This is a genomic window from Clostridium sp. FS41 (genome assembly GCF_000954015.1).
In the GTDB taxonomy this organism is placed as follows: Bacteria; Bacillota; Clostridia; order Lachnospirales; family Lachnospiraceae; genus Enterocloster; species Enterocloster citroniae.
In genome coordinates, this window is record NZ_JYHN01000051.1 from 88,340 (window position 1) to 112,391 (window position 24,052).

Here is a 24,052-nt window from a genome sequence, read left to right on the forward strand (position 1 = left end):
CTATAAAAGATTTTTATAGATTATAACATTTTTGAATTTTACATTCAAGCGAAAATGAGTTATAAAATATAAGTAACATAATTGTTAGCTAGTTAACTATTATGCGGAATCATTTGCGGAAACGGAGGAAGGAACATGTGGGAATCAGAGGAACGGGTACTTTGGAATATCAAGAAGCTGGGAATGGGGATAGAATGTCTGCTGAACCGGCTTCTGGCAGATATGGGGCTTACAGCCTCCCGGGGACTGGTCCTGCTTTTTATTCTGGAACATCCGGGCAACACCATTTGTTCCACTGAGATCCACAAGGCATTTGGGGTTGCCAGGCCAAGCTTGGCCCGGACTGCGGCTGAAAATAAAGAATAAGGAGAGAACAGCAGAATATGAGGACTATTTTAGGACAGATCAAACAGTATAAAAAAGATTCCATCCTGACCCCGCTGTTTACCGCGCTGGAGGTAATCATGGAAGTCATGCTGCCCTTTGTCACTGCATTGATCATTGACGAGGGCATACAGGAAGGAAATATGGGAAAGGTGTACACCTATGGTGGCATCATGGTGGTCATGGCATTGGTCAGCCTGATGGCAGGGGCGCTGGCAGGGAAATATGCGGCCAGCGCATCCTCGGGCCTGGCCTGTAACCTGAGAAAGGGGATCTACGACAAAATACAGACATTTTCCTTTTCAAACATTGACAAATTCAGTACAGCCGGCCTGGTGACCCGTATGACCACGGATGTGACCAATATCCAGAACGCCTACCAGATGTGCATCAGGATAGCGGTGCGTTCCCCGCTGATGCTGGTGTGCAGCATGGTGATGTCATTTATGATCAGCCCCAGGCTGAGCATGATATTCCTGGCAGCCATTGTGTTCCTGGCCTGTGTGCTGGGATGTTTTATGATGATGGCGAGAAAGACATTTGACGTGGTATTTAAACGGTATGACGATCTGAACGCAAGTGTCCAGGAAAATGTCTCGGGCATCCGCGTGGTCAAGGCATATGTGAGGGAGGAGTATGAAAACACCAAGTTTACCGGGGCGGCAGACAATCTGTGCCGTTTGTTTGTGAAGGCGGAGAGCATCCTGGCCCTTAACAACCCGGTGATGATGCTGGTGGTTTACAGCTGCATCCTGTCGGTATCCTGGTTTGGCGCCCGGTTTATTGTCGGCGGGACCATGACCACCGGGGAACTGACCTCCCTGTTCAGCTATGTCATGTCCATCATGATGTCCCTAATGATGCTCTCCATGGTATTTGTGATGATAACCATGAGTTCCTCCAGCATCCGAAGGATTGAGGAGGTGTTTATGGAGGAGCCGGATATCAGGAACCCTGAGCAGCCTGTGACAGAGGTGGCGGACGGCAGCATTGATTTTAACAAGGTGGGATTTTCCTACAGAAAGGGCAGTGGAAAGCAGGCACTTACCGACATTGACCTTCACATCCGGGCCGGCGAGACCCTGGGGATAATCGGAGGCACGGGCAGCGGCAAGACCAGTCTTGTAAGCCTGATCAGCCATCTTTATGACGTGGACACCGGCTCTGTGTGCGTAGGGGGCAGAGATGTCCGGGACTATGATTTGGAGGTCCTGAGGGATGCCGTGTCAGTGGTCCTTCAGAAAAATGTCCTGTTTTCCGGTACCATTCTGGAGAACCTGCGCTGGGGAAATGAGGCGGCCACGGACCAGGAGTGTATGGATGCCTGCAGGGCCGCCTGTGCGGATGAGTTCATCCAGCAGCTACCTGAAAAATATCACACACTGATCGAGCGGGGAGGCACCAATGTGTCAGGCGGACAGAAACAGAGACTTTGTATTGCCAGGGCATTGTTAAAGAACCCCAAAGTACTGATCCTGGATGACTCCACCAGCGCGGTGGACACGGCAACGGATGCCAGGATCAGGTCAGCCTTTGCAGCAGCCATACCCGGCACCACAAAGATCATTATTTCCCAGCGTATTTCAAGCGTACAGCATGCGGACCATATCCTGGTGATGGATGACGGAAGGATCAATGGCTTTGGCACACATGAGGAGCTGGCTGCATCCAATGAGATCTACCGGGAGATTTACGAGTCCCAGAACAAGGGCGGAGGAGATTTTGACCAGATCCAGAGCGGAGGCGGTGAGACTGAGCCGGCACGGACAGGAAAGGAGTGTGTTGCCTGATGGAAAATAATAGAAAGAGCAAGGCCAATGAATCCCTGGGGATTTTAATGCGGGTCATCAAATACATGGTTACAAACTACAAACTGGCCTTTCTGGCAGTCCTGGCGTGCATCATACTTTCCGCGGCAGCCACTGCAAGGGGAATGCTGTTTATCCAGTCACTGGTGGACGATTACATCCAGCCCCTGCTGGCCCAGGCAGCGGGGATGCAGGCCGCGGGAGGACAGGGAGCTGTGGGAGGACAGGCGGCCGCAGCGCAGGCTGCCCTGGATTTCACTCCGCTGTTCACGGCGCTGTGCGGACTGGCAGCTCTCTACCTGGTCAGTATCCTGGCATCCTATGCTTATAACAGAGTCATGGTTACCGTGAGCCAGGGGACCATGAAGCGCCTGAGAATCCAGTTGTTTGAGCGCATGGAATCCCTGCCCATTAAGTATTTTGATACCCACGCCCACGGTGATATCATGTCAGTGTACACCAATGACGTGGATACCCTGCGCCAGCTTATGAGCCAGAGTGTCCCCCAGGTGATCAACTCGGCAGTTACCCTGGCGGCGACCGCTGTCTCCATGCTGCTTCTCAACGTGCCGCTCACCCTTCTCACCTTTGCCATGGCCTGTGTGATGCTGGCTGTCACCAGATGCCTTTCCGGCCGGTCCGCTGTCCATTTTGGAGAGCAGCAAAAAGCCCTTGGAATTGTGGACGGTTATATAGAGGAAATGATGGACGGCCAAAAGGTGGTTAAGGTTTTCTGCCACGAAAACCAGGCCATGAAGGAGTTTGAGGACCTAAATGAACGGCTGAGGGACAGCGCGGATAAGGCCAACCGGTACGCCAACCTGCTGATGCCTGTAAACTCCAATATCGGAAACCTAAGTTACGTGCTGTGTGCGGTGGCGGGTGCCCTGCTGGCCCTGAACGGCATTGGGGGGATCACCATTGGAACCATCATGGCATTTGTGGGCCTTAACAAGAACTTTACCCAGCCCATTACCCAGATCAGCCAGCAGATGAATTCGGTTGTTATGGCCGCGGCAGGTGCAGAACGGGTATTTGAACTGCTGGATGAAATGCCGGAGGAGGACCAGGGATATGTGGAGTTTGTCAATGTAAAGGAGCATGCGGACGGAACACTGGAGGAGACGGATCAGCGCACCGGAGTCTGGGCCTGGAAGCATCCCCATAAACAGGAGGGGACGGTCACTTACAAAAAGATGGAGGGCGGCGTTGTGTTTGACGGGGTGGATTTCGGTTATGATGACTCCAAGATGGTACTCCATGATATTAAAATGTTCGCAGAGCCAGGACAGAAGATCGCCTTCGTAGGCTCCACGGGAGCCGGAAAGACCACCATAACCAACCTGATCAACCGTTTCTATGACATCCAGGACGGAAAGATCCGCTATGACGGGATCAATATCAATAAAATAAAAAAGCCGGCTCTGCGCCGGTCGCTGGGAATCGTCCTGCAGGATACCCATCTGTTTACCGGTACTGTTATGGACAACATACGGTACGGACGGCTGGATGCAACGGACGCAGAGTGTATGAACGCGGCCAAACTGGCCAATGCGGACAGCTTTATCCGCCGCCTTCCCGATGGTTATGAGACCGTGCTTACAGGGGACGGAGGAAGCCTGAGCCAGGGGCAGAGGCAGCTTCTTGCCATAGCCAGGGCGGCTGTAGCCGACCCGCCTGTGCTGATCCTGGATGAGGCCACCTCATCCATTGACACCAGAACTGAATCCCTGGTCCAGGCGGGAATGGACGCCCTTATGAAGGGCAGGACCACCTTTGTCATTGCCCACAGGCTTTCCACCATCCGCAATTCAGACTGTATCATGGTTATGGAACAGGGCAGGATTATCGAGCGCGGGTCGCATGATGAGCTGATCCATAGAAAAGGAAAATATTACCAGCTCTACACGGGCAATTTTGAGGAAGCGGGCTAAAGCGTATAAGGATTGTCAGGTTGGGGATGTTTCCCCAACCTTCAGCTGCAGTTCCGTGACCTGCTCCTGCTCATACATGGTGGCATGTACATCGATCCACAGCAGTTCCAGCATGGGCCCCAGAATTGTCATGGAGTGGTCCCTGGCATGTTGGATCAGCTGCGGCACATAGATCTGGTTTTGGCGGCAGTCTCCGTTGTAGCAGACCGAAAGATAGGCGCCCGGTTCGATCTGATGTTCACCGTCCGGGTGCAGGATAAAGACCGCGTCATATTGCTGGCAGCGTCCCTCCATGGCGGCCTCCGGGTTTACAAAGGATCCCATCTGGTTATTGCCGATGATATACTGGCGCCCCGGTCCGATGGAGACCAGCTGCTTGATGAGGATATCCATTTCTTCGTTTGTCTTATAACTCTGCATGATCCTGTGGCAGGGACGGGCAGGCATTTCCTTCAGGGTGATTTCTCCCCTGGGAAGCTCGCCGGCCCTGGCAATGGTCTGTCTGCGGGCGGTAATATTATCCCTCAGGGCATTCAGGCGGTCAATCTGCCGGTCGATCAAATCCATTTCCTGTTCAAATAATTCCAAGGTGGAGCGGACGCTCCTGTTCATAATATAATCCCGTATCTGGTCCATGGAAAATCCAAGACCGCGCAGGTCGCGTATAATATTCAGGCACCACAGGTCTTCGGTGCGGTAGACACGGTATCCGTTGGTAGCCCTGCGCGGGACCAGGATCCCCAGCTCCTCGTAATAGCGGAGCACATCCGTGCTGATGCCGTATAATGCGGCAATTTCCCCAATTTTATAATAAGTTGACATAGACACCTCTTTCCTGTGCAGATCAGAATTGAGCAATATCAAAAAATAATCCAGGATCATGCAAAACACCTCTTTACCTTGGTATTATACCAAGGTTTATACTGGAATTACAAGAGCACAGATGGCAGGTACCGCATGGAACTGGTACCGGAACGATCAAAAGGAGTTAAATCATGAAATTTGAGGGAATGTCGCTGAAAAAAAGTTTCTGGAGATTCATATGGCCTTCGGTGGTGGCCCAGTGGATCTTTGCTCTGTATACCATGGTGGACGGTATGTTTGTGGCACGGGGAGTGTCTGAGGTGGCTTTGTCGGCAGTGAACATTGCATCCCCCTTTGTGAATTTCCTGTTCTCCGTGTCCATTCTATTTGCAGTGGGAACCTCCACCATTGTGGCTATTTTCCTGGGGCAGGAAAACCACAGGGAGGCGAACCGCGCCTATACCCAGAACCTGGTGGTGCTGGGGGGAATCTCACTGGTGATCATGGCGGCGGTGTGGCTGAGCCTGGACCGGATCGCTGCTTTTTTGGGAGCCACGGCAGCTACCATGGAGTATGTAAAACATTATATCCTGTCCATTCTGCCCTTTGCCTGGTGTTTTATCATTTCTTATTCCTTTGAAATACTGGTAAAGACAGACGGTTATCCCAGGTTTGCCACCATGGCCGTAACAGCAGGCGCCCTGCTCAACTGTGTCCTGGACTATCTCTTTGTCATGGTATTTAAGTGGGAAGTGGCCGGAGCCGGGGCAGCTACGGGTATATCCCAGATGGTGACGGTATTTTTGTATCTGAAACATTTCCTGAGTCCCAGGGCCACCATACGGTTTGAGAAGCCCCGGTGGAGTGGAGCACAGTTTTGGCGTGTGATAAAGATCGGACTTTCCTCAGGTCTGACGGAGCTGTCCGCAGGGTTTACGGTTTTTATGTTCAACCATGCCATTCTTAGATTCATAGGGGAGCAGGGGATCATAAGCTATACCATTATCGCCTATGTAAACACCATTGTGGTAATGTCCATGGCGGGGATTGCCCAGGGAACCCAGCCTCTGATCAGCTTTTACTACGGAAAAGGGGATGAAGCCAGCTGCAGTAAGCTGCTCCGGTACTCGGTGAGGGCATCGGTGGGAATGGCCGCGGCCGCATTCCTGGCAGCCATGGCAGGAGCGGATATGCTGGTGGGCGTGTTCATTTCCCCGTCATTGCAGGAACTGAGGGATTACTCCGCGTTTGTATTCCGCATCTTCAGCATATCCTTCCTGTTCATGGGATTCAACGTGGTGGCCGGCGGTTTCTTCACAGCCATAGAAAAGCCCGGTGAATCCCTGATGATCTCCCTGGGGCGCGGAGTGGTGACCATGGTATCCGCTCTTGGGGCATGTATTGCCCTTATGGGCGGCGCGGGCATATGGTGGGCGCCAACCGTGTCCGAGCTGATGTGCCTGGCGGTTACGGGTGTGCTGATGTACCGCTTGGAGAAATACTGATTAACAATCAAAAAAATAGAGATGCAGCGCAGTAAACCAGTAAAAGAGCCATGATGATATTTACCAGCATGGTGTGTTTCGAGAAGAACTTGCAAAATGCCGCTCCAAACAGCGCCCATACAAAAGAACCGGAAGCGCCAATGAAAGACAGTATAACAGTAAATCCTATTAGTGCTGCGCCAGAATGAAAAACTGGCAAAATATAAAGGGACATTGCTGTGATTGCGTAAATATAAATTTTTGGATTGGCAAATTGTAATACCATGCCTGAGAGAAAACTGGCCTCTTTTCCGCTGTCTGCACTTAATTCAGACGAACTTTTCCAGACCTTCCATGCAAGGTACAGCATATAAGCGGCCCCTAATATTTGCATGGCAATCTTGATTCTGGGAAGAAATGAATAGAGCGTTGCACTAAAGGCGGTGCAAACAGACATAACGATTGTAAAACCAGCCAGGATGCCGAAATTAAAGGAAACGCTCCGCCGGAATCCCAGCCGTACGGCATTGCTCATGGAAAGCAGATTATTCGCTCCCGGCGTATAAGCCGTGATAAAGCAATAAATCAGAAAATCATATAAATGGAACATAGTGACCCCTTTCTATTTCAGAAATGAGAAATAACCACTTATGAAAATTATAAGTACAATAACAGGCAGGATAAAGCTGATATACTTTCTTGCAAAGCCCGGATACGGCAAGCCCTTTCCAATCGCCGTTTCTTTATGAAAGTTATCCCACCCCCACCCGTAACGCCGGGTGCAGAACAGGAGGAATACCAGACTGCCCAACGGGAGCAGGTTATTGCTTAAAATGAAATCTTCCAAATCAAGAATACTTGTGCCCCTTCCCAGCGGTTCAAAACTTTTCCAGATATTGAATCCAAACACACAGGGTAATGACAGCAATAACAGCAGTACAAGATTGACGGAAGCCGATTTTTTTCTGCTGCACCCTGTTAAATCCATTCCATATGTAACAATGTTTTCAATGACAGCAATGACAGTGGTAATAGCGGCAAATACCATGAACAGAAAAAACAGACTTCCCCAAAGGCGGCCGTTACTCATGGCATTAAAAATATTCGGCAAGGTAATAAACAGAAGATTTGGCCCACTGTCCGGCTCCACCCCAAAGCTGAAACAGGCCGGAAAAATAATTAAACCAGCAAGAAGCGCAACCACGGTGTCAAGAACGCCCATATACAGTGCGTTGCTGGTCAGAGAATGGCTCTTGTCAATCCGGCTGCCAAATACGGATAACGTGCCGATTCCGATACTTAATGTAAAAAAAGCCTGCCCCATTGCCGCAAAAATACATTCAGGCACTCCGATTTTCTGAATGGTTCCAAAGTCGGGATAGAGATAGTAACGTAATCCAATTTCTGCATTGGGGAGCAGGACAGACCTGACGGCCAAAACAATTAAAAGGCAAAATAATAATGACATCATAATTTTTGTTACACGTTCCACACCCTTTTGTAAACCGATTGTGCAAATACCAAATGAAACAAAAATTATAACAAAAGAGCACACGATCATAGCAGTAGGATTTCCAAGCAAACCAGAGAATACATTGGCAACTTCGCTGGAAGTAAGACCTTGAAACCGGCCTTTTACCATTTCTCCAAAGTAGTAAAGCAGCCATCCGCTGATTACCGTGTAAAACATCATCAGCAGATAATTCCCAATGATTGTAATGTACTTAAACCAGTGCCACTTGGTTCCTTTTGGTTCCAGTATATTAAATGACAATGCGGTACTGCGTTGGCTTGCCCGGCCCACCGCAAATTCCATCACCACAATCGGCAGGCCCAGTATTACTAAAAAAAACAGGTAAAAAATAACAAAGGACGCGCCGCCGTACTTTCCTGTTACATATGGGAACCTCCAAATGTTTCCCAAGCCGATGGAGCAGGCGGCGGTAATTAAAATAAATCCCAGCCGTGATGAAAAATGTTCTCTCTTCATAGTTTAGACCTACCTCTTTTCCTCTTTACAAACCTAAATTGAAATTGTATAATGATATAAAAAGGTTATTATATCGCACTAGTACGATATAATGATACAACTTGTGCATTATAATGTCAAGAGAGGAGAGCGATTTTTTTGGATTCCATGAATATAATAGTCGCTAAAAATATTAAGCGGCTGCGAGAAGAAAAAAAGTTAAGTATGGATGAACTTGTAAAGTTGAGCGGTGTAAGTAAGAGTATGCTTGCGCAAATTGAACGGGGTGACGGAAATCCAACAATATCCACATTATGGAAAATTTCAAATGGAATGAAGGTGCCGTTTGACGCTTTAACCGTTCGCCCAAAGAGTCCCTATGAGATCGTTAAAAAGACTGAAATACAGCCTTTGCTTGAGGATGGTGGAAAAGTAAAAAACTTTTCTCTTTTCCCGGATAATGAGAACCGCAGATTTGCAGTCTATTATCTGGAATTAGACCAGGGAAGTTATTGGGAATCCGAACCACACTTAAAGGGAACCACTGAATTTATTACAATCTTTAAGGGCAAAATCGAGATCTATGCCGGCGGTCAAAGATTTATGGTTGAAGAAGGTGAAAGCATACGCTTTAGAGCCGATACCAATCATTCATACAAGAATGCTGGAAATGAATCCGCAATATTACACATGATCCTTTTTAACCCCTGACAGGGACTGGAGGATACGGCCAGGATTCCCTGTTCTCAATGAAACTCGGGTTGAAATGTTTGCTTTTTTGAGTTACTATATTTTTAAACCATGGAAATCATGAGAAAAGTTGGTGCATGCCTGTGAACCATGATACTTACCGATATTTGATAGCCTTTCCTCTTTTGGTCCTGTGCCTTCTGGCATCGGGATTTTCTGATCCATTTTCAATTAAAGCATATGGAAATCCCCTATCTTTTCAGGAATCTTCGGACAGCGGGCTGTCCGGCCATTACAGGGAATACCGCCGGCGTTTTGAATCCATTGAGACAACGGCCGGCATTGATGATAATGGGTTTGAGATGATCGGGCCCAAGGTCTTTGACATGGAGATGAAGGGGATCGGACAAGTCTTTGTCACCCTGACCTTTGACACGGAGTATGACCGCCTGGCTGTTTTTATTTCAGATGAGGACGGGCGTATCGTATATAAGACCGACCAGCTGGAGACCAACAACCAGCGCAGGGGAAGCCTGGAGCAGCCCAACGAACGCCTTCCCGCCGCCTCGTTCCGGGATATGAACGGGGATGGGTTGACGGACATTGTGCTTATTTCGTCCTGTTTTTATGATTCACAGATCAATGCGGGTAAATCCTACAAGGTGGGGGATGTGCTGTTCCAAAAGGACGGATCATTTTACAGGGATTACAGGATCTCAGATAAGATCAACCGGTTTGGCATGAACAAAAGCATCAGTTTCCTCACCTCCTTTGTCCGGGACGGATATTCCACGGAATTTTTATACACGTCAAACACGCAGCAAGAACTGGTGGATTCCGGGTTTCAGATCGTGCCTGCCCACTATTATCCGGTCATGTTTGAAAAACTGGGACGGCTTTGGCTGGTGCCAGGGACTTACCGCATGGCGGAGTATACCGTGTTCATGCTGTACCTGGTCAATGAACAGGGTTATATTGTCTGGAGTTTCCAGCCCATGGGGGATTATGAAAACCTGTATGGCCTGAGGGGAATCAACTGCCGTGACATTGACGGCGATGGGCTGAAGGATATTGTGGTGCTGGCCAGCTACAGCTATGAGGGAAAGGACGGGGAGATCGTGGTGGAGATGGACTACTCTGTCTACTACCAGAGGACCAGCGGCTTTTACGAGGATACGGACATAAAACATACGGTTCAGTGCAATGACAGCGACACCATGTATGAACTGGTGGAACGGCTGCGGGCATATTGGGGGTGGAGATCAGAGCAATGATAAAAGTACTGATAGTGGATGATGAAAAACCAATCTGTGATTTGATCGATATGAATCTGACAGCTGCGGGCTATCACTGCAGGGCGGTCCAGGACGGTGTGTCGGCACTGAAGATGATCGAGGGTGAATCTTTTGACCTGATTCTTCTGGACGTGATGCTGCCTGGGGTGGATGGTTACGATATCATGGAGTACATACGCCCCCTGGAGGTCCCTGTGATCTTTATAACAGCAAAGCACGAGGTGAGGGACAGGGTCAAGGGCCTGCGGCTGGGAGCGGATGATTATCTGGTAAAGCCCTTTGACATGGTGGAGCTGACTGCCAGGGTGGAGGCGGTGCTGCGCAGGTACAACAAGACGGAACGCCTTCTGAGGGCGGGGGATGTGACCGTGGATGTGGAGGCCAGGATGGTAACCAGGGCCGGAAGGCCGGTGGTACTGACCAACAAGGAGTTTGGGCTCCTGCTCCTGTTTATCCGGAATAAAAATGTAGCCCTGTTCAGGGAGACACTGTACGAAAAGGTATGGGAAGGGGAATACTCAGGGGACAGCCGTACCCTGGACCTCCATGTGCAGAGGCTGAGAAGAAAACTGGGATGGGAAAACAGTCTGGTGGCGGTGTACAAAGTGGGATACCGCCTTGAGGTGCCTCAATGAAATTTTCCTTTAAACTCCTTGTGTGGACCATGATCGTCATGGCCCTGGGATTTGGTTTCAGCGGTTTTTATTTTGTCAACTATGTTTTCCAAACCGCTTTGGAGCGGGAAGTGAGTCAGACGCTGGACGACAGCAGTATCCTGCGTTTTGCCTTTGAGACAGCTGCCCTTAATGTGCCTGCCAAATATGATGTGCTGCAGGATACCACAGTGGGACAGATAGCCTCAAACCTGGAAAGCGGGGGACACAATGCAAGGCGTATGCTGCGCCTTTCCGATGAACAGAGGAACGTGCTGTATGCCAGCAGCGGTTTTGACATCGATAACCGCCTTTTAGACCAGACCGGTCCTGACGCCAAGTCATACCGGGTGGTCAGCCGCAGCGGCAGCTATTATATACAGACCGGGACCACGGTGAACGCCCTGGACCGTGTCCTGTACCTGGAAACCATGAGGGATGTGTCGGAGGTGTTCCATGAGCGCGCTCTGGGATTCTCCGTTTACCGCCAGGTGACCATTGCGATGCTGGTGTGCGGCACCGTGATCATGCATCTGATTGCCTCATTGCTTACCAGGCCCATCCGTCTGCTGACCCGGGCCACCAAGCGCATGGCTTCCGGGGATTACCATTACCGGGCCAGGAAGGTCAGCAGCGATGAGCTGGGACAGCTCACCATTGATTTTAACCAGATGGCCAATGCCCTGGAGGACAACATCAACAAGCTGGAGGATGAGATCCAGTCGCGGGAAGACTTTGTGGCTGCATTTGCCCATGAACTGAAGACGCCCCTCACATCCATTATCGGATATGCCGACATGCTCCGTTCAAGAAAGCTGGACGAGGAAAAGAGTTTTGTGTCGGCCAACTATATCTATACGGAAGGAAAGCGTTTGGAGGCCATGTCCTTCCGTCTGCTGGACATCATGGTCACCAGACACGGAGGGGCGGAGTTTGGAGCGGTTTCCGTGGAATCCCTGTTTTTGTACCTCTATGATATGTACGTGCTGAACAAGAGCATGAAGATATATTTTAACTATGACGAGGGAACTGTTTGGGCGGAGGGAAACCTGATCAAATCCGTGCTCATGAACCTGTTGGATAATGCCTGCAAGGCATCGGAGCCGGAGGGGCTGATCGAGGTGTACGGCAAGCAGCTGGATGAGGGATACCGATTCCAGGTAAAGGACCATGGGGTGGGGATCCCCAGGGAGGAGCAGAAAAAGATCACCAAGGCGTTTTACATGGTGGACAAATCCAGGTCCAGGAGCCGGAACGGCGCAGGGCTGGGGCTGGCTTTGTGCGCAGAGATCCTGCTGCTGCACGGAAGCCGTCTGGAGATAGAGAGTGAACCTGGAAAAGGGACCTGCATGAGCTTTGTCCTGCCTGTCCGGGCAGAGGAGGAGAACGTATGAGGAAGATGATATTCAGCCTGTTCCTTCTTTTATTTACCGTTCTGATCATGCTGCTGTCCATTGCGGGGCCTGAGCTTTTTGCCAGATACCGGGATAAGGCCATATTAGGGCAGATTTACACCAGGGCCATGGAATCGGACGGGGAAGGGTACCGGTATACCCTGAGTCCGGGCGAAAAACTCTATATCCTGTCCGAAAGCCTGGGAAGACAGATGTTTCCCGAAAGTGAACAATACGCCCTTACCAGGGACAGCGGATACGGTGATCTGGATGGAACCTATGCTTTTGTGCTGAACCACAAAGGTCCTTCCGGAAAGGAGATCACGGATTATCAGATTTATGAGACCTGCAACCAGGGGCTGGCTGCCCTGAAGGAACTGGGAATATTGCCGGATACAGTGAGAAATGTGGACAGCGGTGCGTATGACGCCACCCTGTACTCTGCCATCGATGTGCTGGAACCCAGGAATAATGTGGCGGTCTGGAAACTGGAGCTGGCCAGTATACAGAAGAACACGGACAGGGAAAACAGGCTCATGGAGGCGTATATTGACGCTGATAACGGGAAAATATACGAGTTCTATGCCAGGACGCCCCTGACCTGGGAGAATATGGATCCGGACCGGATCGCCGGGGACTGGGCGGAGTATATGGGATTGGAAGCCCCAACGCCATACGAAACAGATAATCCACTGATGGAGGCCACGCCCTATTTCAGCAAGTATGTCTGCAGCGGGGTGGGGGATCAGAAGACCATAGTGACCATTGGCTTTTATGAGGGAATCAACGAGTTATTTTTAAAAATTTCCAGATGATGCAACTTTGATGCAAAAATGATGGTATTTTGATGCCGCTCCTGTGTAAGCTGGGAACCAGAAAGCAAGATTCAGATGCATTCAGGTTCCTGGGAGCACAGGGGCTTTTTACATTCAGAGGGGCATATATGGTGTACAGAAGAAATTCATATTCAAAGGGCTGGAAAAGGTCTGCCGGACGGCTGGCCTTGCTGGCCTTATCCACGGTTGTGTCGGTGTGTATCTTCACGGTGCCGGCTGTGAGTTCCATGGGAAGGGAAAGGACATCGGGCATGTACAGAACAGCGGGCATGGACAGGGCAGGAGGACAGCCGGCGGCATTCCCTTTGGATCCGGGCACCGTGATAACCCAGGGGGAAATGGCTGCAGACATGATCGTGGCCGGAATACGGGAACGGAAAAAGGAAAAAAGCGAGCAGCCTAAAACCATATATCTCACCTTTGATGATGGGCCGTCAGAAGAAAATACCAACGCGGTTTTGGATGTCCTGAAAGCGAGGAACATAAAGGCCACCTTTTTCCTGGTGGGAGAGAATGTGCGCAGGCATCCCCAGGTGGCCCGGCGCATCGCCGCAGAGGGCCATACCATCGGCATCCACTGCAACCGCCATGACTATGAGGAAATCTACAGGAGCACGGATTGTTTTATGGAAGATTTCCAGGAAGCATACAGGACGGTCCTGGAGGTGACGGGGGCTGAGATAAAACTGTACCGATTTCCCGGCGGCAGCATTAATTCCTATAACCGGGCTGTCCGGCAGGAGATAATAGACCGGATGAGTGCCAGGGGGTTTACCTATTTTGACTGGAATGCCAGCCTTGAGGACGCGGTCAAGCCCGCCTCCCCTGAGGAACTCATAGCTAATGCAAAAAGGACGATCCAGGGCAGACACCGGGTGGTGCTTCTGGCCCATGACATTGTACACAGCACGGCATCCTGTCTGGATGATCTCATTGACCAGCTGCAGGATTACCAAATGGAACCCCTTACATGGGACACAAAGCCCATTCAGTTCAGATAATTGCGGATCAGGGACAAAACAGGGACCTCACAGCGGGCGCCTGTTTTTGTTTTGAATTTTACAATAGTAAATCTCTCCCATATATGATAGAATATAAATAATGTGTTAAGATTTAAGGCGGCCCGTACAGGCGGAAAGGAGAAGGGATGGATAGGTTAAGGGATTCATATCTTCTCTTTTATCTTGCCGGCTTCAGCTTCCTTCTTCCACTGCAGTGGGTGGAGCGGGTATCTGCCATGAGTGAGCGCGATCCTGAGCTTCCCCTGGCGGTTGGCGGGGGCATGGAGTTTCCCCCGGTTGAGACAGGGCAGCCTTACCTGATTATTGTCAGATGCCGGGACCTCAGGTTTGGAATAGGTGCTGAATCAGTGGCCGGACTGGCAGAGATCGGAGAGGAACGGATCCATGGGATACCGGAAGGGGTAATGAGCAGCCATAACCGTTATCTGAAGGCAATGGCCCTTCTGGAAGGGGAGGACGGCGGATATGATCCGGCTTTTGTACTTGATCCCCTGGCCATGGGATTGGAATAAATGGGAGGTCATACACATGGATTTGGTGGCTGTCAGGGATGGAGACAGGGTACTGTACGTAGAAACAGGCCGCATCCGGGAGATCGTCATTCATCCCCAGTTACATAAAGTACCCGGGGCCCCGGGGAATGTCGGAGGAGTCCTGATTTATGAGGGAAAACCTCTGACTTTTTATTGCCTTGGCAATGGAAATGAGATTTCCTGTGCTTTTATACTGGGCGGACAGGATGACGCCCTCTGTGCTGTCTGCGGGGAACCGGTTGGAGAGGAAAACGGGGATCAGGAGGAATTGGTCCGGGTACTCACGGGAGTATGGGAGAAATCAGAGTGATCAGACTGAATGCAAAGGAATTTGATGAAATTGTAACATATATCAGGGAACACTACGGTATTAACCTGGAAAAAAAGCAGGTCCTGATCGAATGCAGGCTGGCCAGGGAACTGGAGCGGCGGGGAATTACTTCCTTTGCCAGATATATGGAGCTGATGAAGAACGACAGGACCGGTATTATGGCCGGTGAGATGGTGAACCGGCTTACCACCAATTATACATACTTTATGAGGGAGCCGGCCCATTTTACTGTATTGGGGCAGAAAATACTGCCGGAACTGTTTGAGAACCGGAGCTGCGGCGTCTGTAACATCTGGAGTGCAGGATGTTCTACCGGCGAGGAGGTGTATTCGGTTTCCATGCTGATCCAGGAACTTAAGGAAAAGGGCGGACGCATGCCCGGTATCCGTATGCTGGCCACGGACATTTCAGGCGAAGCCTTGAGAAAGGCGGAGCAGGGGATCTATCCCATTAAGGAGATGGAGTGCCTGCCGGAGTCATGGCAGAGAAAATATTGCCGGGTCCGGGAGGAGAACACCTTTGAGGTGGAAGAACGGCTCAGGTATAATATACGGTTCAGACGCCATAATCTTATGGAGACAGCGCCGGGAACGGAAAAATTCGATCTGGTATTATGCCGGAACGTAATGATATATTTTGACCGCCGCTCAAGGGAATGGCTGGTCCGTCAGCTGGAGGCCTGCCTGAATCCGGGGGGCTATCTGCTGGTGGGACATGCGGAGCTTTTATCAAGGGAGGAGACCAGGCTGGAGGCGGTATATCCGGCTGTTTATAAAAAGCCTGTAAAATAGAGAGCCTGTTAAATAAAAACCTGTAAAATAGGAAGGGATAAAAGGGGACCATATGGATAAACGGATATTAATTGTAGATGATGCAATGTTTATGAGAAAGATAATCCGCAAAATACTGAACGAAGGCGGGTATCAGGATGTGTCTGAGGCACAGGACGGAGAAGAGGCCATGGCTGTGTTCAGGCAGGTAAAGCCCGATCTGGTCCTTCTTGACATCACCATGCCCGGCAAGTCCGGCCTGGAGGTCCTGGAGGAGATGCTGGCAAAAGAACCGGGGACCAGGATCGTGATGTGCTCGGCAGTGGGGCAGGAGATGATGATCCAAAGGGCATTGGTTGCAGGTGCGGTGGATTTTATCGTCAAGCCTTTTAAGGCGGATGAATTTATGCGGGTTGTGGATTGCCATCTGAATTCATAAAGATTGCGGGGATAAAAATGATGAGGGAACGGTTCAAGAATTATAAGACAGGCAAGAAAATGGCAGTGGCTTTCATATCCATTATCATTCTCTATATTATCACGGTTGTGACGGCGCTTTTTAACATAGAGTCCGTGTCCTCCAGAATGGACCGGCTCTACAATGAGCCGTTTGCCAATGTACAGTCCTCCCTGCGCATGATTGCAAACCTGCGTGCGGTGGACCGGAATATAGTCCTGATGGCAGCCACCGATGAGCTGGTGGATGAAGATAGATATCTTGAGAATACAAAAGAGCTGATCCAATCGGAGGAGGCTGCTCTGACCCAGCTTTCCACCGGTTATATCACTGCACCGGAAAAGGTAAAGGAACTGCAGGAAGAGTTCCAGAAGCTGGCCGTATCAAGGACCAGGATCATGTCTCTTCTGGAAGAGGGGGAAAACAGGGAAGTCTTAAAGGAGTATGTGGACAGTTATCTCCCCCAGGCCAATACGGTGCGGACGGTTCTCAACGATGTGGTGGATTTATCTGTGGCGGACGCGGAGCACAGTATGTCTGCGGCGCATGAGGCAAACCACAGGATTATGTTTATGCTGCTCCTCCTTTCACTGGTATGTATCGCATTTACCGTCCTGATCTGCGTTACCATAACGAAAAGTATTGTAAGGCCCATCAGGGAGGCAAAGGATGCGGCCAATACCATTGCCAATGGCGGTCTGGATATCGGACTTTCATATAAGTCCAGGGACGAACTGGGACAGCTGGCCGATGACATACGCAGCACATCAGAGGCTCTGAAGAACTATGTGGAGGAGATCCGCAGAGGGCTTGCGGCTCTGGGCGGCGGTCATCTGAACTACCAGCCGGAGGTTGTGTTTAAAGGGGATTTTATTGCGGTGGGCAATGGGCTCAGTGAGATCAGCCGTCTTTTGCGTAATTCCATTTATCAGATCAACAGCAGCGCGGAGCAGGTATCCCTGGGAGCGGAGCAGGTGTCCAACAATGCCCAGGCCCTGGCACAAGGCGCATCGGAGCAGGCAGGCTCCGTGGAAGAGTTGGCAGTGAGCATTAATGAGATCGCAGAGAGCGTAAGGAATAATGCGGACAGCGCAGTTGCCTCCAGCCGTCTGGCCGCATCCGTGGGTCACAGGCTGGGAGAGTGCGAGGAGCAGATGGCTTCCCTGATGGAATCCATGGGGCAGGTTAAGAAAAATTCCGGGGAGATCACAGGGATCGTCAGGCAGATTGAGGATATAGCGTTCCAGACCAATATTTTGGCCCTGAATGCTTCGGTTGAAGCTGCCAGGGCCGGGGAGGCCGGCCGGGGCTTTTCCGTTGTGGCGGAAGAGGTCAGACGTCTTGCTTCCAAGACTGCGGGGGCGTCCAAGCTTACCGCGGAACTGGTGGAAAAGAATTCGGAGGCCGCAAGGGATGGTATGGACGCGGTCAATGCAACGGCCCGGACATTAAAGGATTCCGTGGAAGGGGCCAGGACCGTTAACAGGGAGATGGATAAGATCTCAGGGCTGTCCATACAGCAGGCTGAGGCCATCAGCCAGATCCGGAAAAGTGTGGAGCTTATTTCGGAGATCGTCCAGGGCAATTCAGCCACATCGGAGGAAAGCGCGGCAGCCAGCGAGGAGCTTTCCGCACAGGCCCAGATACTCAAGGAGCTGGTGGAACGCTTTGAATTATAGGGATATAAAGGAGAGGCAAGGGGATGGAGACTTACAGGGAGTTGGATGAGATATCAAAGGATATATTAATGGAAATTGGAAATATAGGAGCCGGAAATGCAGTCACCTCCCTGTCGCAGATGATGGACCAGCCCATTGAACTGGAGATACCGGCACTTAAGGTCCTGTCCTATCAGGAGGTCTGCCGTGTTCTGGGACAGCCGGAGGAACTGCAGACAGGGATTCTGGTGGAGGTGACGGGACAGATGAAGGGGATCTTCCTGTTTATGCTCAGCGAAACCTTTACAAATGCCGTAATAGAGGCCATATTGGGCAGGAGAGCGCAAAGGATCATGGAGATGGATGAGATGGAGACATCCCTGGTCTGCGAGCTGGGCAATATCATGTGCGGTTCCTATATCCGCGCCCTGTCTCAATTTATGAATATAGAGATGGATGTGTCAGTGCCTGAACTGTGTATCGACATGGCAGGGGCGATCCTGAGCTATCCACTGTCCCACTGGGTGATCGTAAGTGATGATATCCTGCTCATAGAGAACCGGTTCCAAATGTCGGGCAAGGCCTACAGGGGCCACATACTGTTCCTTCCGGAGCAGGAGGATTTGGGGATCATGCTTCACAGACTCAGGGAGTAGCGCCATGGATAAGATTGTAGTTGGGATTGCAGATGGAAAAGTCGTATCAGGAAACCAGGTGCTGGTCTCCTATGCCCTGGGCTCCTGTATTGGTATCTGCCTTTATGATCCCCAAAAAAGGATTGCAGGTATGGCCCATATCATACTCCCCGGAAGGGAGTATGCGGCCAACAAAGAAAATGCATATAAATTTGCGGATGAAGGCGTCTGTGAACTGGTAAAGGAAATGGTGGGCCGGGGAGCCAGGGAAAATATGCTGGTAGCCAAGATCGCAGGTGGAGCCAGGATGTTCTCATCATCCAACATCCATATGGATATTGGAGAAAAAAATACGGAGGCCGTGAAACTCAGCCTGGCCAGGAAGGGCATACCTCTCATGGCCCAGGATACGGGAAAGAATTACGGCAGGACCATTTTCTTTTATGGGGAAAACGGAAAATTAGAAATAAATTCGGTGAGACATGCACTTGTTGTGCTGTAAAACCAGGAGGAAGAACAATGCACATGAAAGAGGAAAACAGACAGACAGTGTTGATCGTGGATGACAGTCTTTTGATCTGCGAACAGATTAAAGCAGCTTTAAAGGAGGAAGATATCAGCCTCTGGGAAGCCCACAGCGGCCAGGAGGCTGTGGAGCAGTTAAAGCGGTGCCGTCCCGATCTGATCCTCCTGGACGTGGTGCTTCCGGACACGGACGGCTATGAGCTTTACAATCATTTAAAGGATGGCAGTCCAAAGGATTCGGTCATCATTTTCCTGACCTCCAAATCCAGTGACGAAGATGTGGTCAGGGGATTTTCCATGGGTGCCTGCGATTATATCAAGAAGCCTTTTGTCAAAAAGGAACTCCAGTCCAGGATCCACGCCCACCTGGCCCAGAAAAAGCAGAGGGACGAACTGGACCGCCAGAACAGGGAACTGCGGGACAGTATGGAAAAGCTGAATTATATGGCGTACAGGGATGGGCTTACGGGGCTGTACAACCGGCGTTATGTTGTGGGCGATCTGCTGGAGGATGTGCGCTGCTGCACGGCAGGGGATGTGGAGACAGTCTTTGTGATGGCTGATATTGATGATTTTAAGCTGGTTAATGATACGTACGGCCATGATGCCGGGGATATGGCCCTTATATGCATTGCCAACATCCTGGAGGACAACTGCCGTAACCACAGGGTGGTCCGGTGGGGCGGAGAGGAATTCCTTATGATTCTGTTCCGTGTCACTCTTGAGGAGGCATATGAGATCAGCGAGAAGGTGCGCAGACAGGTGGAACAGTTTGTGATTCCCTACGGAGCGGAAGGATTTTCCTGTACCATGACGCTGGGGCTCCATGTATTCAAACCCCAGGAAGCCCTGGAGGAGGGGATAAGCTGTGCGGACAAGGCGCTTTATCACGGCAAGAGGAATGGAAAAAACCAAAGTGTGTGGTATGAAAGTTTATAATGGACGGAGCGGATTATGGGATATTTTGAATCAGATGCCCTGGAAATGCTGGAGGTATACCTGCTGGAGACAAGGCAGCTTAACAATCAGCTGGCAGATATACTGCTGGAGGCAGAGAGAAAGGGCAGGTTTGAGGAGGACAGTATTCACAGCATTTTCAGGGTCATGCACACCATAAAAAGCTCATCAGCCATGATGGGCCTGGGAGGCCTGTCCTCCATGGCCCATAAGCTGGAGGACTTGTTTTCATTTTACAGGGAGCATCCCGAAAATCTGGAATCGCCGGAGCCGGGACTGTTTGATCTGCTGTTTGAAGCATCCGATTTTGTTGAACAGGAACTGGAGCAGATGAAAAGGGAGGGTTACAAGCCCGGAGATACATCCGGTATTGAGAACCGCGCCCAGGCCTGCCTGGCGGGAATGAAGCAGGGGAAAGTACAGGGCAAAGTGCTGGAAACAGCGCAGGCCCAGGGACTTAACAAGGCCGGGACAGGGCAGCCCCGGGGACTTAACAAATCCGGAGTGGGGCTGGAACCGGATCAGGAGCAAGGGCTGGAACCGGACGGAACATTAAGGGCAGGAGCCAAAGAGGGAGAGACGGCGGCGGAGATACCCGAAGCCTTTGTGGCCCAGGGGGGCACGGTTGTCAATGTGACCCTGGAGGAAGGCTGCCGTATGGAGAATATCCGGGCATTCATGCTGGTGCGGTCCATAACAGGTATCTGCACACTGGTGGAGACATATCCCAAAGATCTGGACAAGGCAGGAGAGAGCGCTGAATATATAGGGAAAAATGGCGTCTTTATCCGGTTTGAGAGCGGTGATAAGGAGGCGGTCCTGAAGACCCTGAGAAATGGACTGTTTGTGGCAGGGTGCAAAGTGGTGGCTGACAGTGAGCCTGAGGACAGCCTGCACGGGGGCAGCGGATCCGGTTTGGGTCCGGCCTCCGGGAACAGGAAGGCCGGCGGTGAAAAGGACCGGTCCGAGATGGTCAGCGATGATTTTATGGAGGTGCGTATTGAGCGTCTGGACCAGCTTCAGAACCAGGCGGCGCAGCTTCTGCTCCAGATGCAGATATTGGAGAACGAACTGAGCAAAAGCGGGCTGGAGGATGTGGAAAACGGAACAGGCCATCAGATCAGCCTGCTGGTGAGCCAGATCGAGCGCTCGGTCATGGAGATGCGCCTTGTGCCTGTGGCAAAGGTGGTCCCAAAACTGAAACGGGCTTTAAGGGACATGTGCAGGGATCAAAAAAAGGAAGCTGAGCTGGTGGTCCAATGTGCGGATGTGGAGGCGGATAAAAGCGTGGTGGATTACGTGTCTGAGGCCCTGCTGCACATGGTGCGCAATGCCATGGACCATGGCATAGAAGCGCCGGATCAGCGCCAGGAGGCGGGAAAAGACAGGAGAGGGAAGGTTGTTTTTTCAGCAGAGAACGCAGGCGGGGAACTGCGCCTGACCATTAGCGATGACGGCAGAGGGATCGATATGGAAAAGGTCAGGGAAAAAGCCATGGAAAGAAGTCTGATGACCGGTCCGGGGGAGGATATCCAGCAGATCAAGGAAATCCTGCTTTCCCCGGGGTTTTCCACCAATGAGACAGTGACGGAATACTCCGGAAGAGGCGTGGGACTGGACGTGGTTAAGAACATCATGGAGGAGGTGGGGGGCAGCCTTTCCATACGCAGCAAGGAAGGGGAGGGCAGTTCCTTTGCCATCACGGTTCCCCTGAACCTGGCATCCATGGAATGTGTCCGGTTCAAAATAGGACCGTACCGTTTTTCCATACCTGCCCGCCATGTGTACCGTTTCCTGGAATATGGCGCGGTTAAGGATATGATGCGCTGCATGAATGGGCGGGAATTTCTTTTGTACGAGGACAGGATGGTTCCGATCATTGATCTGCACGGCTTTTACTCACTGGGCGGGGAGATACCGGAACGGGCCGTCCTTGTGTATGTAAGAGGTGCGGAGCACGAGGGATTCTTTCTCATGGATCACATCTATGGGCAGAAACGCATTGTGATAAAATCCCTTCCTGCCCTTCTGGGCAGCGGCTTTAGGAGCAGAACCGGCATCTGCGGCTGCAGTATCATGGGCAGCGGCCATATATGCGCTGCTCTGGACACTGAGATCCTCATTGGAAGGTACAAAAAGGAGGAGCGTTATGACAGATGAACCAGTCAGGGAAGTGCTCTGTATCCCGGGAAACGGCCGGAAATATGCGGTTGAATTTTCTTATGTGGAAGAGATATGCAAGGATGTGGTCTTATCTGCCATGCCCTGCCTTCCGGGATATTATGCAGGTGTCTGCAACCATAAGGGGACCATTGTTCCCGTGGTCCGTCTGGAGGGCTGTATTGAGAACTGCATAGAGGGCTGCATAGAACCGGACAGTCCTGAATTCCCTGTGGACAGCGGGGAGACCTTTGTGGACCGTCAGCTTGTCATGGTCATCCATTGGAAGAAGTATTATGCGGGAATCCTTTTGCACGGAGATCCCTATATGGCCCAGCTGAAGGCTGAGGACCGGATTCGGGGGCCGGAAAAGCAGGAAGCCGCATTGCTGGCTGAAAAGGCGTATTATATGTGTGGAAATGAACTGTATTTTCTTTTGGATGTGGAAAAGACGTTGGAAAATCTCATTGTGTGCAGATAAGGTAAAGGGCGGCTCCCTGATGACGGGGCCGCCCTGATCTTATTACAAGGGGTAGATGTTGAGCCGTTTGATCTTGCCCTCATCATCCACTTCCGAGAGAAATGCGGTCACCGGCACCACGTGCTCATGATAGGTGATGAAATACCACACGGTATTGGCATCCGCATATTTTACACTGTGAATGGGGAAGGGTCCACCGTTAAATCCGAATTTGTGGTGGAACATCATTTCCACGGCCATCTTTCCCTCCAGGTGGATGGTGTCCATACCGGCCTTGATCACGGAAGAGTCGTGAAGTACTCCGTATTCGTTAAACAGATCGGCCAGGGCAACCTCATCCCCTTTCTGCATGCAGTCAATGTATTGCTCTAATATCGTCATATCATTATCCTCCTAGATTTATGTTAAAAACGTTCCGAGCGCAGCAGGGCATCGATCCCGCCGTCCACAAACAGAATCACGCCGTTGATCCCGCTGGCCATGGGGGAAGCCAGGAAAACGATCCCGTTGGCGATCTCCTCGGCATCCAGGAATTCCTTTCTGCCGTATCGGGTGGGTATGGGGATGAGTAGGGCGGCGTCCATCTGTGCGTCCGTCATATTCTGGGTCATGGGGGTGGTGGTGTTGCCGGGGGCAACGGAGTTGATGCGCAGTCCGTCCACGGCCCATGAGGGGGATACACGGCGCACCCAGCGGGCCAGGGCGTGCTTGGATGAACTGTAGCAGGAAGCTGCCTGGGTCCGGGGGATATCCTTCACAAACTCCAGAATCCGTTCCTCATCCATGACATTGGAAAGCATATCCACCCAATCCATACGCACGGTCATGTTGGTGATGGAGTTGGAGGAAGTGATCACGCAGTTTCCATGTTTTTTCTTTAACAGGGGCCTCAGGGCCTCTGCGATGCGTACGCTGGCAAAAAAGTTCAGGGCAAAAATGGTCTGGGGCGGTGCCGTAGGCCCTACGCCTGCATTACAGATCAGCACATCGATCCCGTCCGGATAACGGCGAAATACCTCGTCAACGGCGCTCTGGCGGCCTTCCGGGGAAGATAGGTCAGCCAAATGATCGCCGCCCTTAAAATCAATGTTGAATACCTCATGCCCCTGTGACAGAAGTAGTTTGCGGGTTGCTGCACCGATGCCGGTGGTACCGCCTGTGATAACATATGTACTCAATGAAATGTCCTCCTTTACAAACTCTTTGCTAAATAAATAACAGTAATCATTATTATTTAATATATAAAACCATATCATTCGCATAAGTATTTGT

The 24,052-nt window shown here is 51.0% G+C and carries 25 protein-coding genes; 20 read left to right on the top strand and 5 right to left on the bottom strand.

Going from position 1 to position 24,052, the window contains the following annotated elements; translation table 11 throughout:
* Positions 1-135: 135 nt before the first annotated feature.
* From CLFS41_RS08635 to CLFS41_RS08645, 3 genes are read left to right on the top strand one after another with little or no spacing between them, the layout of a single operon-like run.
* Entirely contained in the window at positions 136-366 is a 231-nt protein-coding gene (locus CLFS41_RS08635; RefSeq protein ID WP_045092048.1) for a MarR family transcriptional regulator, read from the top strand.
* A gap of 17 nt (positions 367-383) precedes the next feature.
* Positions 384-2,174, top strand: a complete 1,791-nt coding sequence (locus CLFS41_RS08640; RefSeq protein WP_045092049.1) for an ABC transporter ATP-binding protein — start codon at positions 384-386, stop codon at positions 2,172-2,174.
* The gene (locus CLFS41_RS08645; RefSeq protein WP_045092050.1) at positions 2,174-4,126 is read left to right on the top strand and encodes an ABC transporter ATP-binding protein; all 1,953 of its coding nucleotides are present in this window, start codon (positions 2,174-2,176) and stop codon (positions 4,124-4,126) included. Before CLFS41_RS08640 ends, CLFS41_RS08645 begins: the two co-directional genes overlap by 1 nt.
* Before the next feature lie 15 nt (positions 4,127-4,141).
* On the opposite strand, the gene CLFS41_RS08650 is transcribed toward CLFS41_RS08645, so the two are convergent.
* A complete protein-coding gene (locus CLFS41_RS08650; protein WP_040416460.1) occupies positions 4,142-4,948 on the bottom strand; it encodes a MerR family transcriptional regulator in 807 nt (268 codons plus the stop codon).
* 173 nt (positions 4,949-5,121) lie between these two features.
* Between CLFS41_RS08650 and CLFS41_RS08655 the strand changes: the two genes are divergently transcribed.
* Positions 5,122-6,435: an MATE family efflux transporter gene (locus CLFS41_RS08655; RefSeq protein WP_045092051.1), complete on the top strand. Its 1,314-nt coding sequence runs from the start codon at positions 5,122-5,124 to the stop codon at positions 6,433-6,435.
* Positions 6,436-6,442: 7 nt separating this feature from the next.
* On the opposite strand, the gene CLFS41_RS08660 is transcribed toward CLFS41_RS08655, so the two are convergent.
* Both CLFS41_RS08660 and CLFS41_RS08665 read right to left on the bottom strand, forming a co-directional pair.
* A complete protein-coding gene (locus tag CLFS41_RS08660; protein WP_007862914.1) occupies positions 6,443-7,024 on the bottom strand; it encodes a LysE family transporter in 582 nt (193 codons plus the stop codon).
* A gap of 12 nt (positions 7,025-7,036) precedes the next feature.
* Positions 7,037-8,404 carry a sodium-dependent transporter gene (locus CLFS41_RS08665; RefSeq protein ID WP_045092052.1) on the bottom strand — a complete coding sequence of 456 codons (1,368 nt, stop codon included), beginning with the start codon at positions 8,402-8,404 and terminating at the stop codon, positions 7,037-7,039.
* Positions 8,405-8,542: 138 nt separating this feature from the next.
* Here CLFS41_RS08665 and CLFS41_RS08670 point away from each other — a divergent pair, with 138 nt between their 5' ends.
* The 16 genes from CLFS41_RS08670 to CLFS41_RS08745 all read left to right on the top strand — a co-directional run bounded on the left by CLFS41_RS08670 (position 8,543) and on the right by CLFS41_RS08745 (position 22,780).
* Positions 8,543-9,094 carry an XRE family transcriptional regulator gene (locus CLFS41_RS08670; protein ID WP_007862904.1) on the top strand — a complete coding sequence of 184 codons (552 nt, stop codon included), beginning with the start codon at positions 8,543-8,545 and terminating at the stop codon, positions 9,092-9,094.
* Positions 9,095-9,216: 122 nt separating this feature from the next.
* On the top strand, positions 9,217-10,347 hold the full coding sequence (locus CLFS41_RS08675) for a VCBS repeat-containing protein (protein WP_242856803.1): 1,131 nt from the start codon (positions 9,217-9,219) through the stop codon (positions 10,345-10,347).
* Positions 10,344-11,003 carry a response regulator transcription factor gene (locus CLFS41_RS08680; RefSeq protein ID WP_007862899.1) on the top strand — a complete coding sequence of 220 codons (660 nt, stop codon included), beginning with the start codon at positions 10,344-10,346 and terminating at the stop codon, positions 11,001-11,003. Before CLFS41_RS08675 ends, CLFS41_RS08680 begins: the two co-directional genes overlap by 4 nt.
* The gene (locus CLFS41_RS08685; RefSeq protein ID WP_045092053.1) at positions 11,000-12,415 is read left to right on the top strand and encodes a HAMP domain-containing sensor histidine kinase; all 1,416 of its coding nucleotides are present in this window, start codon (positions 11,000-11,002) and stop codon (positions 12,413-12,415) included. The genes CLFS41_RS08680 and CLFS41_RS08685 overlap by 4 nt, the downstream gene beginning before the upstream one ends.
* Complete coding sequence (locus tag CLFS41_RS08690; RefSeq protein ID WP_007862895.1) at positions 12,412-13,230, top strand: hypothetical protein; 819 nt, start codon at positions 12,412-12,414, stop codon at positions 13,228-13,230. Before CLFS41_RS08685 ends, CLFS41_RS08690 begins: the two co-directional genes overlap by 4 nt.
* 128 nt (positions 13,231-13,358) lie before the next feature.
* On the top strand, positions 13,359-14,252 hold the full coding sequence (locus CLFS41_RS29390) for a polysaccharide deacetylase family protein (RefSeq protein WP_242856804.1): 894 nt from the start codon (positions 13,359-13,361) through the stop codon (positions 14,250-14,252).
* 146 nt (positions 14,253-14,398) lie between these two features.
* Positions 14,399-14,785 carry a hypothetical protein gene (locus CLFS41_RS08700; RefSeq protein WP_007862891.1) on the top strand — a complete coding sequence of 129 codons (387 nt, stop codon included), beginning with the start codon at positions 14,399-14,401 and terminating at the stop codon, positions 14,783-14,785.
* A 16-nt stretch (positions 14,786-14,801) separates the two neighbouring features.
* Complete coding sequence (locus CLFS41_RS08705; RefSeq protein ID WP_007862889.1) at positions 14,802-15,116, top strand: chemotaxis protein CheW; 315 nt, start codon at positions 14,802-14,804, stop codon at positions 15,114-15,116.
* Positions 15,113-15,928 carry a protein-glutamate O-methyltransferase CheR gene (locus CLFS41_RS08710; protein WP_007862888.1) on the top strand — a complete coding sequence of 272 codons (816 nt, stop codon included), beginning with the start codon at positions 15,113-15,115 and terminating at the stop codon, positions 15,926-15,928. The genes CLFS41_RS08705 and CLFS41_RS08710 overlap by 4 nt, the downstream gene beginning before the upstream one ends.
* 52 nt (positions 15,929-15,980) lie before the next feature.
* Entirely contained in the window at positions 15,981-16,346 is a 366-nt protein-coding gene (locus CLFS41_RS08715) for a response regulator (RefSeq protein WP_007862887.1), read from the top strand.
* 17 nt (positions 16,347-16,363) lie between these two features.
* Positions 16,364-18,043: a methyl-accepting chemotaxis protein gene (locus CLFS41_RS08720; RefSeq protein ID WP_347467974.1), complete on the top strand. Its 1,680-nt coding sequence runs from the start codon at positions 16,364-16,366 to the stop codon at positions 18,041-18,043.
* Between the two features lie 23 nt (positions 18,044-18,066).
* The gene (locus CLFS41_RS08725; RefSeq protein ID WP_007862885.1) at positions 18,067-18,678 is read left to right on the top strand and encodes a chemotaxis protein CheC; all 612 of its coding nucleotides are present in this window, start codon (positions 18,067-18,069) and stop codon (positions 18,676-18,678) included.
* A 4-nt stretch (positions 18,679-18,682) separates the two neighbouring features.
* Positions 18,683-19,159 carry a chemotaxis protein CheD gene (locus CLFS41_RS08730; protein WP_045092055.1) on the top strand — a complete coding sequence of 159 codons (477 nt, stop codon included), beginning with the start codon at positions 18,683-18,685 and terminating at the stop codon, positions 19,157-19,159.
* Positions 19,160-19,176: 17 nt separating this feature from the next.
* Positions 19,177-20,121, top strand: coding sequence for a diguanylate cyclase (locus tag CLFS41_RS08735; protein ID WP_347467976.1), 945 nt, complete (start codon positions 19,177-19,179; stop codon positions 20,119-20,121).
* A gap of 15 nt (positions 20,122-20,136) precedes the next feature.
* A complete protein-coding gene (locus CLFS41_RS08740; RefSeq protein WP_045092056.1) occupies positions 20,137-22,299 on the top strand; it encodes an ATP-binding protein in 2,163 nt (720 codons plus the stop codon).
* A complete protein-coding gene (locus CLFS41_RS08745) occupies positions 22,289-22,780 on the top strand; it encodes a chemotaxis protein CheW (RefSeq protein WP_045092057.1) in 492 nt (163 codons plus the stop codon). Before CLFS41_RS08740 ends, CLFS41_RS08745 begins: the two co-directional genes overlap by 11 nt.
* A gap of 42 nt (positions 22,781-22,822) precedes the next feature.
* Here CLFS41_RS08745 and CLFS41_RS08750 read toward each other — a convergent pair whose 3' ends face one another.
* Together CLFS41_RS08750 and CLFS41_RS08755 are read right to left on the bottom strand one after the other, a co-directional pair.
* Entirely contained in the window at positions 22,823-23,161 is a 339-nt protein-coding gene (locus CLFS41_RS08750; protein ID WP_045092058.1) for a hypothetical protein, read from the bottom strand.
* A gap of 23 nt (positions 23,162-23,184) precedes the next feature.
* On the bottom strand, positions 23,185-23,958 hold the full coding sequence (locus tag CLFS41_RS08755) for an SDR family oxidoreductase (protein WP_007862878.1): 774 nt from the start codon (positions 23,956-23,958) through the stop codon (positions 23,185-23,187).
* Positions 23,959-24,052: the final 94 nt, after the last annotated feature.